This is a genomic window from Dethiothermospora halolimnae, assembly GCF_037577855.1.
Taxonomy (GTDB): Bacteria; Bacillota; Clostridia; order Tissierellales; family VENL01; genus Dethiothermospora; species Dethiothermospora halolimnae.
In genome coordinates this window covers 49966-60406 of sequence record NZ_JBAKFX010000020.1, presented here as the reverse complement: position 1 = coordinate 60406, position 10441 = coordinate 49966, and the positions used below count along the sequence as shown (strand labels likewise).

Annotated in this window: 15 protein-coding genes; 11 read left to right on the top strand and 4 right to left on the bottom strand. The window is 29.4% G+C overall.

Annotated elements, in window-relative coordinates; genetic code table 11:
- The first annotated feature begins 207 nt into the window (after positions 1 to 207).
- The 7 genes from V6137_RS10080 to V6137_RS10050 all read left to right on the top strand — a co-directional run bounded on the left by V6137_RS10080 (position 208) and on the right by V6137_RS10050 (position 4223).
- Complete coding sequence (locus tag V6137_RS10080) at positions 208 to 774, top strand: TetR/AcrR family transcriptional regulator (RefSeq protein ID WP_425447800.1); 567 nt, start codon at positions 208 to 210, stop codon at positions 772 to 774.
- A 48-nt stretch (positions 775 to 822) separates the two neighbouring features.
- Positions 823 to 1299 carry a permease gene (locus V6137_RS10075; protein ID WP_425447799.1) on the top strand — a complete coding sequence of 159 codons (477 nt, stop codon included), beginning with the start codon at positions 823 to 825 and terminating at the stop codon, positions 1297 to 1299.
- The gene (locus V6137_RS10070; RefSeq protein ID WP_425447798.1) at positions 1296 to 2027 is read left to right on the top strand and encodes a permease; all 732 of its coding nucleotides are present in this window, start codon (positions 1296 to 1298) and stop codon (positions 2025 to 2027) included. Before V6137_RS10075 ends, V6137_RS10070 begins: the two co-directional genes overlap by 4 nt.
- Entirely contained in the window at positions 2014 to 2331 is a 318-nt protein-coding gene (locus V6137_RS10065) for a cupin domain-containing protein (protein ID WP_425447797.1), read from the top strand. The genes V6137_RS10070 and V6137_RS10065 overlap by 14 nt, the downstream gene beginning before the upstream one ends.
- A gap of 162 nt (positions 2332 to 2493) precedes the next feature.
- Positions 2494 to 3222 (top strand): L,D-transpeptidase family protein, encoded by a 729-nt coding sequence (locus V6137_RS10060; protein ID WP_425447796.1) that lies wholly within the window; start codon positions 2494 to 2496, stop codon positions 3220 to 3222.
- A gap of 130 nt (positions 3223 to 3352) precedes the next feature.
- Entirely contained in the window at positions 3353 to 3496 is a 144-nt protein-coding gene (locus V6137_RS10055; protein WP_425447795.1) for a hypothetical protein, read from the top strand.
- Between the two features lie 214 nt (positions 3497 to 3710).
- On the top strand, positions 3711 to 4223 hold the full coding sequence (locus tag V6137_RS10050) for a ferritin (protein ID WP_425447794.1): 513 nt from the start codon (positions 3711 to 3713) through the stop codon (positions 4221 to 4223).
- Between the two features lie 61 nt (positions 4224 to 4284).
- Here V6137_RS10050 and V6137_RS10045 read toward each other — a convergent pair whose 3' ends face one another.
- The 4 genes from V6137_RS10045 to V6137_RS10030 all read right to left on the bottom strand — a co-directional run bounded on the left by V6137_RS10045 (position 4285) and on the right by V6137_RS10030 (position 7035).
- Positions 4285 to 4524: an alpha/beta-type small acid-soluble spore protein gene (locus tag V6137_RS10045; protein WP_425447793.1), complete on the bottom strand. Its 240-nt coding sequence runs from the start codon at positions 4522 to 4524 to the stop codon at positions 4285 to 4287.
- A gap of 151 nt (positions 4525 to 4675) precedes the next feature.
- Positions 4676 to 5236 (bottom strand): manganese efflux pump MntP, encoded by a 561-nt coding sequence (locus V6137_RS10040; RefSeq protein WP_425447792.1) that lies wholly within the window; start codon positions 5234 to 5236, stop codon positions 4676 to 4678.
- Between the two features lie 256 nt (positions 5237 to 5492).
- The gene (locus V6137_RS10035) at positions 5493 to 6449 is read right to left on the bottom strand and encodes a calcium/sodium antiporter (RefSeq protein WP_425447791.1); all 957 of its coding nucleotides are present in this window, start codon (positions 6447 to 6449) and stop codon (positions 5493 to 5495) included.
- A gap of 151 nt (positions 6450 to 6600) precedes the next feature.
- Complete coding sequence (locus V6137_RS10030) at positions 6601 to 7035, bottom strand: C40 family peptidase (protein WP_425447790.1); 435 nt, start codon at positions 7033 to 7035, stop codon at positions 6601 to 6603.
- A gap of 475 nt (positions 7036 to 7510) precedes the next feature.
- On the opposite strand from V6137_RS10030, the gene V6137_RS10025 reads away from it, so the two are divergent.
- From V6137_RS10025 to V6137_RS10010, 4 genes are all read left to right on the top strand, one after another.
- Complete coding sequence (locus V6137_RS10025) at positions 7511 to 7771, top strand: SHOCT domain-containing protein (RefSeq protein WP_425447789.1); 261 nt, start codon at positions 7511 to 7513, stop codon at positions 7769 to 7771.
- Between the two features lie 64 nt (positions 7772 to 7835).
- Complete coding sequence (locus V6137_RS10020; protein ID WP_425447788.1) at positions 7836 to 8513, top strand: response regulator transcription factor; 678 nt, start codon at positions 7836 to 7838, stop codon at positions 8511 to 8513.
- A gap of 2 nt (positions 8514 to 8515) precedes the next feature.
- Positions 8516 to 9922, top strand: a complete 1407-nt coding sequence (locus V6137_RS10015) for a sensor histidine kinase (protein ID WP_425447787.1) — start codon at positions 8516 to 8518, stop codon at positions 9920 to 9922.
- Positions 9923 to 9997: 75 nt separating this feature from the next.
- Complete coding sequence (locus V6137_RS10010) at positions 9998 to 10345, top strand: DUF2680 domain-containing protein (RefSeq protein WP_425447786.1); 348 nt, start codon at positions 9998 to 10000, stop codon at positions 10343 to 10345.
- Positions 10346 to 10441: the final 96 nt, after the last annotated feature.

The window sequence follows — 10441 nt, the reverse complement described above, 5'->3', positions numbered from 1 at the left end:
GAGGGGGAAAGTGTATCCTTTTTTAGGGCCAAACGGTCTTTTGATACCCATTAATAGTAAAATGTGTATAATAAACATTTTTTGTATGAGTAAAATTTTTACTGGAAATTAGATGCGAAATTTCTGATTAGATAGATAATACCTTGACAGGGTATTATATTTTATGTATTATATAAATGAATGAACATTCATTCAGAGGAGGCGACTATGGAAAAAAAACAAATTATAAGAGAATCTGCCGTGAAAGTAATAGCAGAGAGGGGATATCATAATACAACAATAAAGATGATAGCAAATGATGCTAACATTTCAGTAGGAACAATATATAATTATTTTAAAAATAAAGATGAAATAATTGACTATATTTTTGAAGTTGAACATGAAAAAAGAATAAAATTTTTAAATGAGATTAATGAAGATCAAAAAGATATTTCACAAAAAATAGAACTATTTTTAGATTTTCACTTTAATGATCTTATGGAAAATAGAAATGTTGGGAAAGTATTGATACAAGAGAGTATGATACCCAATGATAGGCCTATAGAACATATTCAAAAGTTTTTAAATGAATTACCTATTATTTTTTCAAATATGCTTAAAAAAGCGAAGGAAAATGATGAAATAAGAGAAGTTAATTGTGAGATTATCTCTAATGTTATCTTTCATGCTATAAGAGGAGTAGTTTATACCTTAGAGGCTAAAGAAAACAACAGTAACTATAAAACAGCAAAAAAAGAGATATTTGAATTCATTTTAAATGGAATAAAAAAATAATTTTTTTTAACTAAAAATGAATGAACATTCATTCAAAAGGAGGTTATTATGACTACTATATTATTAATAGTATTGGCAGTAACAGCTTTAATATGGTCTTTAATAAAAGATAAATTAAAGACAAAAAAAGTTGTATATATGTCATTCAAATTATTTAAAAGCACTTTTTCAGAAGTATTTTTCCTAATGGCACTAGTGGCATTATTTCTTTCTTTAATTCCAGAATCAATAATTAAAACTCTTTTGGGTAGTAAAAATGAAATGTTAAGTATAGGTTGGGGAGCTTTAATAGGCACCATAACTATAATACCAGCCTTTGTTGCCTTCCCATTGGCAGGGTCTTTGTTAAATAGTGGGGCTAATTTAGTGGCTATATCGGCCTTTATAACTACATTAACCATGGTTGGCTTTGCGACTATGCCTATAGAAATTAAATATTTTGGCAAAAAATTTACCTTTATTAGAAATGGAATAAGTATTTTAGTAGCCATAATAATAGCATTGGGAATGGGGGTATTGATGTGATACTAACTGATATAATGAAAAAACATAAAATAAAGATAATAACAATAATTTTATATCTAGCAACTTTACTGTACAGTAAGGAAGTGTTTATTACTTCGGTTAAAACTACAGGAGGATATTTAAAGGAAATGTTAGAGATACTTCCAGCGGTATTTATTATATCAGGATTAATAACTGTATGGATCCCTAAGGAAGTCATTACAAAGAACCTTGGTAAGAATTCTGGACTAAAGGGAAAACTTATTTCCATGTTACTAGGTTCAATTTCAGCAGGACCTATATATGCTGCTTTTCCAGTTGCTTTTTCATTACTAGGAAAAGGAGCTAGTATATCAAATATAGTGGTAATAATTAGTTCTTGGGCAGTAATTAAAATTCCTATGTTACTTGTTGAATCTAAATTTTTGGGACTAAAATTTATGTTAAGTAGAGGAGTTCTTACTATTGTGGCTATATTATTAATTGGTTATATATTAGATAAAACAGTGGATGTGAAGGATGTGTTAACAACTTTTAATAATGATTCCTTATTATTAGAAATTCAAAATATATTACCCCAATACAACTGTAGAGCCTGTGGATATAAAAACTGTGAAGAATATGCTAAGGCTTTAGCGAATGAACATGAAAAATTTAATAAATGTAAGGTTGGGGGAAAAGAGGTAAAAGGCAAGTTAGAAGAAATTTTAAACAAACAAAAAGGAGGAAGTAAAAATGGAAATTATTAAACTAGAGGAAGTAAAAGGTAAAATTAATCCTAGAGGTGTAGAATCAGCGGTGGTACTAAAGCATGAAGATGCTACTATTACTAAAATAATGCTAAATCAAGATGACGTATTAGGGAAACATAAAGTACCTGTAAATGTTTTTTTCTATGTGGTTAAAGGAAAGGGAACCATAGGAATAGGAGATGAAGAATCAGTAGTTACTGAAAATCAAATAATAGTATGTCCTAAAAATACAATGATGACATTAAAGGCAGATCAAGGGGAAAACTTTGAGGTAATTAATGTAAAAACCCCTAGTTTGTAGGATTAAAAAAACTACTCTACTTTAGAGTAGTTTTTTTAATCACAAATTAATAAAAAAAACATATAATAAAACCAGCAGAAAAACAAAGCTTATCCTAATTATTAATAAAAGTTGTATTTAAAACTTTTGTGCATATAATTTAATAAATAAGGAGGGGTAGGCTTGTTTAGAAGGTTTTCACTTATTGTATTAGCTTTTTTATTCGTGTTTATTATACTAATAGTTGGGGATAAAATGAATATAGAATTAGGAAAAATAAATAATGAACTGGAAGATGATTTGGTAAAAAGGGCAGAACATAGGTACGATAATGTGGGAATAATAATATATATAAATGAGAAGTTATTATATGTTATAGATCTCGATAGTAACAAACTTATTAAAAAGTATGTGGTTGCAACAGGAAAAGCTAAAACCCCAAGCCCTATAGGAAGTTTTAGAATAATTGAAAAGGCAAGATGGGGGGGAGGATTTGGTTCTAGATGGATGGGGTTAAATGTACCTTGGGGCAAATATGGGATACATGGTACTAACAAACCTTACTCGATAGGCTCTAATGCATCCCATGGATGCATTAGAATGCGGAATAAGGACGTTGAAGAGCTATATGATATAGTAAAACATAACACCCCTGTATCGCTAGTTAGAGGGCATTTTGGGCCCTTTGGAAATGGATTTAGAACATTACGACCAGGAGCTAGGGGAAGTGATGTTTCTGAAGTACAGAAAAGACTTAAAATGAGAGGATATTATTATGGTGGTATAGATGGGATTTATGGAGATGGAATGAAAAGGGCACTTGTAAAATTTTTAAAAGATAATAATATGCCCATTACTGATAAGATAGGGTATAGTATTTATAAAAAATTAGATATAATCTTAATGGATTAAATAGATAGAAAGGTTTTCATAAAAAAATATATAAATTTTAACGGAAAAACCCTTTACAAAATCATTAAAAACCATTATACTTATGAACTCGTAGTGAGTTTTTTTTAAATGTACTAGGAGGGGTGGTAATATGAGAAGTAAAAAATTTGAAATTAAAAACGGAAGAATATTTTATAGAGACGAACTAGTATTTAGAACTGTTTTTCATGAATTACTATGGAAGTTAACGATGAGAAAAAAAGGCTGCACAGTGAGGGAGTTAATAAATGAATAAAGATGATAATGACCATACGAATATCTGAAATCACTTATCGCATAAATAAAGAATGGGATAAGTGATTTTTTATTGCCATCCGACCCTTGTTTTTTTTCTTTAAAATATGCTATACTAAGTTTGATTATAAATACACTTTTCGGGTAAGTACATAATAGTGATGTTTTAGTAAAAGATATCTTATGAAAACTAAAATTTTAAGGAGGTAGATTTAGTGGTTTCAGAGAAATTAATGAAAGATTTAAATGAACAAATTAGATTTGAATATGAATCAGCACATTATTACTTGGCTATGGCAGCTTATTGCGATGCTGAAGATTTACCAGGATTTGCTGATTTCTTTAAAGTACAGGCAGAGGAAGAAAGATTTCATGCTATGAAATTCTATAACTTTGTAAATGACATGGACGGAAGGGTAACAATAGGTAAGTTAAATGAACCTAAAAATGACTATACTTCTGTATTGGAAGTATTTGAGTCAGCTCTTGAACATGAAAGGAAAGTTACAGAGAGAATATATAAATTAATGGATACTGCAACTGAGGAGAGGGAACATGCTACAATAAGTATGTTAAAGTGGTTTATAGATGAGCAAGTTGAAGAAGAGAACTCTATGAAAGACATCATAGCTAGATTAAAAAGACTTGGAGATAATAGCCACGGTCTTTATATGATGGATAAGGAACTTGGACAAAGAACCTTTACGCCACCGGCAAATGAAGAATAAAATGCAAAAAACAAAGATAGGTAGTTAACTACCTATCTTTGTTTTTTATTTTTATAGATGATTATCTAGTAGTTCCGTTAGTTCCACCCATTTGTCTTTGAGCCATTTCAACTAGTCTTTTAGTCATATATCCACCAACATAACCATTTTGTCTAGCTGTTAGGTTTCCTTTATCCATACCATCATAATTACTCATTCCAAGTTCGCTAGCTATTTCAGTTTTCATTTGATTTAAAGCCATACGAGCCTCAGGAACAACTAATTTGTTAGTATTTCTTGAATTAGTATTATTGTTATTCATAATCTATTTCACTCCTCTCTTTGTTTATTTGTTACTGTACTAGTATTGTGTGTAGAAATTAAATAAATAAAACATGTAATATTAGCTATCATTAGATAAGGAATGAAATATAAATATATAATGTAATCATTGGATAATACTTCTGTTATTATTAGAAAAAAATCATTTTTAAACCAAAAATTATAAGTATAACTCCACCTAAAATATCTGCATATTCTTTTACAAACTTATATTTTCTTATTTTTTTACAAAGAATAAAGGACAAAGTTGTTAGAAGTGCAGTAATTATACCCACTACTATAGAATTCTCAAATAGTATCTTTTTTATTCTAAAAATGTTAAATGTTGAAAAACCCACAACTAGAGCATCTATACTTACACTTATTGCTAAGACTAATAATACAAGGATATGTAGTTTTGGTAGTTTTTCATTGTTTGATAAACCTTCCCTAATCATTAATATTCCTACAATAAAGATTATAATGCCCCCTACTAAAGACGGAACACTAAATATATATCTATTAAATAAATCACCAGCAATACCACCTAAAAACACGAAGAAAAATTGGAAAAAAGAAAATAGTATTATTACTAAAAAAGCTATTTTCTTTGTTATTTTTCTATCCAATCCAAGGGATAAAGCAACACCAAAAGCATCTAATCCAAGGGCTATAGATATGGCACCTAAACTAAATAAAGACAAAAAAATCACCCCAGTTAATATTGATTATATGATTATTATATTAGTGGGAAAGGGGGATTATTAATTGTTAATTGTGAATTGTTAATTGTGAATTGAAAGACGGGAGGTTTTGAGTATTATTAGAAACTTTCGTATTGTGAATCCTTCTAGGTATTATGGGATTAATAAATTTCTATATTTTACACCGAACAAAGAGGTGCCAACGGCACCTAGATTTTATAATTAACAATTAACAATTAAAAAAAAGGGCATCGCCCTTTTTTTACTAGTTTCTCACTATAATATAAGCCATATATCCAATATGTGCTATAGACATTAATGCACCTTCAAATCTTGTTGTCTTTCTTTGGGTGGTTACAAATATAAAAGTAAGTACTGTAGCACCTAATAGATATAACATATCAAAGAATACTTTAGGATCTATAGGTAAGGTTTTTATTACAGATGTAACTCCCAAAACTAATAATACATTAAAAACATTAGAACCAACAACATTACCTATAGCTATATCATTTTCGCCTTTAAAGGCTGCGACAACAGATGTTACAAGTTCAGGTAGTGATGTACCAAAGGCAACTACTGTAAGTCCCACTAATGTTTCACTCATGCCCAGTTGTAGGGCTATTGTAGTGCTAGAATCTACAACAATATTACCACCATAAACTATTCCGATAAAACCTAGTATTGAAAAAAATACACTTTTTGGCAGAGGCATTTTTGCAACATCTTCTTCTAGTTGGTCCTTAGCATCTTTAGATGTTAATGCCATTTCTATAAGGTAATATAAAAATACAGAGAATACTGATAATAGTATTAGTCCATCTGCCCTTGTTAAAGTATTTTTAACATGCCCTTGAAGCTCCACATCAAAACTTAATATAAATAGTATTATAGACGTTAATAGTAGAAATGGAAATTCCTTAAGTAATGTTTGACGTTGAATCTTAATTGGTTTAATCATAGAAGATATCCCTATAACTAAAAGTAAATTAAAAATACAAGAGCCTACTATATTTCCCACAGCTATTTCACTGGAATCCTGTAAAGCAGCATTTATACTTACTGCGGCCTCTGGAGCGCTGGTACCAAAGGCAACTATGGTAAGTCCTATAAGTATGGTAGGGACTTTAAATATTTTAGCTATTGATGATGCACCATCAACAAAGTAATCAGCTCCTTTGATTAATAAGGCAAAACCTACAATTAATATAATATAATCCATTATGATAACTCCTTTTTCTAAAGTTTCCATTTAAGGTCTATTACTTATTTTAACATAAAATATTATTATACTTAATAGCTAATATTATTTTTTTACCGGGTAGTATATATTATATTTTAGCCTTTAAGGAGTTGTTTTATAATGAGATATCTTATTCTATAATTCTCATAGCACCCCTAAACCGTCTTAACCAATGTCTTTCTAATTTGCTAATTAAAAATCCACTTTTGGGAGACATGTGGATAAACTGTCTTTTATTTATCATTATACCTGTATGGGTTATTATATTTCTGCTTACTGCAAAGTAAACCATATCTAAAGGCTGTAGATCTTTTACCTTTACTTCTTTTAGATTCATATTTTTAATAGCTCTTATATATCTATCAGGTTCTTTCTTGTACCAATCTTCTTCTATTGGACGACCGTCATCATTAGGTATATCTACTCCAAATTCTCTATAGAATAAAATAATAAAGCCTAAACAATCTATACCTTCTTCTAAAGACCTACCATTGTGCTTAAATTTAGCGTTCCTATACTTAGGTATTAAGTTTTTGATTTTTTTATTAATGAAATCATTATTCAAGAAAATCACTCCTTATATTTTGTATTAACAATTCTAGTAATAACGTCATAGTATATAGTAGGATGTAGATATCCTACTATACTATATGAAGTGAGGTGTCATTATGGGATACGGTTATGGTGAAGGTATAGGTAGTGAATTATTATTTTTCTTCCTATTACTAGTTATATTATTTGTACCATGTTATTATGGTGGCGGCTGCTAAATCAACATAAAAGCGGCTTAGCCGCTTTTTTGATTTTTAGAAAAGTTAATTTTTTTGTAAAAAAATTAAGTGCTATGCACCCTTCATAGAATAAAGAAGCACCGAAGACACCTTTGTTCCTATAATTCTTCACATTTCCTTCATAATTGTAATATATAATTGTACTGTGATATATTCATATTAACTATAGTAGATGTCTTATTACTACTTTGAAAAAAGTGTTTATTATTTAATAAAAAAGGGGTAAAATAATAAAAAGGAGGAATTTTTATGCATATGTTTGGACGGGGATTTGATTTTTTTAATGGGTTTAATGGTTTTTGGCCATTGATGATATTAGGTGGAATATTAAGAATAGCAGTTATAGGTGTGGTAATTTACTTAGTTTATAGATTAATATCTAAAGAGAATAGTAAAAATCAGCAATATAGAGCTTCCCATAGAGCAGTGGATATACTAAAAGAGAGGTATGCTAAAGGGGAAATAAGTGAAGAAGAATATGAACAAAAAATGAGAAAATTGAGAGAGTAAAAAATCCAGTAAAGTTACTGGATTTTTTACTATATTTATTATATGAAAAATAGAGGTGATAAAAATGAAAAATATCTTAGTTGTAGATGATGAAAAACAGATTGTCAATGTTGTGGCAGCATATTTAGAAAAAGATGGATATAAGGTTTTTACAGCATATGATGGACATGAGGCCCTTGACATATTTTATGAAGAAGATGTAGATTTTGTAATACTAGACTTAATGATGCCTAAGTTATCTGGAGAGGAAGTATGTAAAAAAATAAGGTTAAAATCTGATATTCCTATAATAATGTTAACTGCAAAGGTTGAAGAGGAGGATAGAATAAATGGTCTTGATATAGGAGCAGATGATTATGTTGTAAAGCCCTTTAGTCCTAAAGAACTTTTAGCTAGAATAAGGGCTATAGCTAGAAGAACAAATAAAGAAGATATAAAAGCTACAATTTTAGAAATAAATGATGGAGAGTTGGTTATAGATACTAATAAAATGGAAGTATTTAAAAATGATGAATTGATAGACTTGACTCCAACAGAATTCAAGGTATTATCTATTTTGGCACAAAATGTAGGAAAGGTCTTTTCAAGGGATGAATTAATTACAAAAGCATTAGGTTTTGACTATATAGGCTATGATAGAACCATTGATACCCATGTGAAAAACATACGACATAAAATTAATGATAGGGGAAATTATATAAAAACAGTTTATGGTGTAGGGTATAAATTTATGGAGGATTAAATATGTTTAATAAATTAAGAACAAGAATAATATTGTTGCTATTATTGGTTTCTGTTTTTTCCATATTATTTGTAAGTATAATAACAAATATAACAGTTTTTAATAAGTTTGATACCTATATGAAAAGTGAACAAGAAAATAAAATAGGTCAGATAATTAATTTACTTGAAAACAATTATGAAAGTTGTGATGGATGGACAAATGAAAATTTATATAATATATCATTATCCCCTCTTATAAAAGATTTCGATATTTTAATTAAAGATTCAGATGATAATCCTATTTTTAAATCTTCTATGGAAAGTGATATGATGAGGCACCATAGAAATATGATGAAAATGATGGGCAAGGGAATGGGACAAGGACGCAATAGCAAATTTAATGGGGATGAAGACTATAGAACTAAAAGCTATGATTTAAAAATAGATGGTAAAAAAATCGGAACACTAGAAGTTGGATATATAGGGCCATTTACCATATCTGAAAGGGATATAGAATTTACTAAGGGTATAAATAAATCTATTATTTACGGGGCACTAATATCTATAATTATAGCCATAGTACTTGGAATGTATTTTTCAAAAATAATATCAAAACCCATTATAAAAGTAACTGATGCTGCAAATGATATTACTAAAGGGAATCTGGATACAAAATTGGAAACATCAAATACCATTACTGAGGTAAAAGAACTATCAAATTCTATAAATCATTTATCAGAATCCCTAAAAAATCAACAAATTTTAAGAAAACAATTGACAAGGGATATGGCCCATGAACTAAGAACTCCCCTTTCGGTATTACAAAGTCATATTGAGGCTATTATAGATGGTATATGGGAGCCTAGTAAGGAAAGAATGTATATTTTTAGAGAAGAAATAAATAGGCTTATAAACCTTGTTGAACAGCTAAAATATTTAACGGATATAGAAAATCATAAAATAACATTGGATAAAGGAAATCATAATCTATCTAAAACAATAGAAGACATAGTTAAAAATTTTAAAATTGAGTTTGATAATAAGGGTGTTTCATTAAAAGGGCATATAGAAAAGGATTTATATATTAACTTTGATAAAAATAAAATAAGTCAAGCCCTTATAAACTTAATATCAAATGCATTGAAGTTTACCGACGAGGGTGGAAAGGTTTTAGTAACATTAAAGAAAGATACTAATAATGCAATTATAGAAATAGAAGATACAGGAATTGGCATAAAAAAAGAAGATATTGGTCATATATTCGAAAGACTGTATAGGGGAGACAAATCAAGAAATAGAAAAACTGGCGGTGCTGGTATAGGCTTAACTATCGTTAAAGAAATTATAGAAGCCCATAAAGGAACAATATCGGTGGAAAGTGAAATGGGGAAAGGGAGTATATTTACAATTACAATACCTAATAAATAAAAGTTTTATATCTTCATATTTCCTTCATAATCTATTAGTATAATTAAGTTACAAAATAACAAGGAGGTTTTTTATATGAAGAAAGTATTAAGTGTATCATTATTATTGGTATTGGTATTGTCAGTTGGGACGGTAACCTTTGCTGCAGCAGATGGGGATGCACCTGATTGGTTTAATGACATGTTAGAGTGGAGAAGGGATAGGATTGATGAAGCAGTAGAAAATGGAACTATAACAGAGGAGCAAGCTGAGTACTGGAATGAAAGAATGGAATATATGGAAGAGTATCATAATGAAAATGGCTTTGATTTTCCAGCTGGATGCCATGGTGGATATGGTAGAGGCATGGGAAGAGGTTTTGGAAGGGGAAATGGTCAAGGGTTCGGTCCTGGAATGATGAATGGACAAAACTGGAATAACTAATAATACGAAAAAAATATTACTATGTAGGGCCTGAATATATTCAGGCCTATTTTAGAGCCATATATTATGGGATTACCAAATCCCTGCTCTCTGCAC

Excerpts from the sequence above, each read along its gene's own strand:
- V6137_RS10035 (WP_425447791.1), bottom strand. The coding sequence starts at position 6,449 with ATGGATTATATTATATTAATTGTAGGTTTTGCCTTATTAATCAAAGGA.
- V6137_RS10010 (WP_425447786.1), top strand. The coding sequence starts at position 9,998 with ATGAAGAAAGTATTAAGTGTATCATTATTATTGGTATTGGTATTGTCA.
- V6137_RS10045 (WP_425447793.1), bottom strand. The coding sequence starts at position 4,524 with ATGAATAACAATAATACTAATTCAAGAAATACTAACAAATTAGTTGTT.
- V6137_RS10015 (WP_425447787.1), top strand. The coding sequence starts at position 8,516 with ATGTTTAATAAATTAAGAACAAGAATAATATTGTTGCTATTATTGGTT.
- V6137_RS10025 (WP_425447789.1), top strand. The coding sequence starts at position 7,511 with ATGCATATGTTTGGACGGGGATTTGATTTTTTTAATGGGTTTAATGGT.
- V6137_RS10075 (WP_425447799.1), top strand. The coding sequence starts at position 823 with ATGACTACTATATTATTAATAGTATTGGCAGTAACAGCTTTAATATGG.
- V6137_RS10080 (WP_425447800.1), top strand. The coding sequence starts at position 208 with ATGGAAAAAAAACAAATTATAAGAGAATCTGCCGTGAAAGTAATAGCA.
- V6137_RS10055 (WP_425447795.1), top strand. The coding sequence starts at position 3,353 with ATGAGAAGTAAAAAATTTGAAATTAAAAACGGAAGAATATTTTATAGA.
- V6137_RS10020 (WP_425447788.1), top strand. The coding sequence starts at position 7,836 with ATGAAAAATATCTTAGTTGTAGATGATGAAAAACAGATTGTCAATGTT.
- V6137_RS10065 (WP_425447797.1), top strand. The coding sequence starts at position 2,014 with ATGGAAATTATTAAACTAGAGGAAGTAAAAGGTAAAATTAATCCTAGA.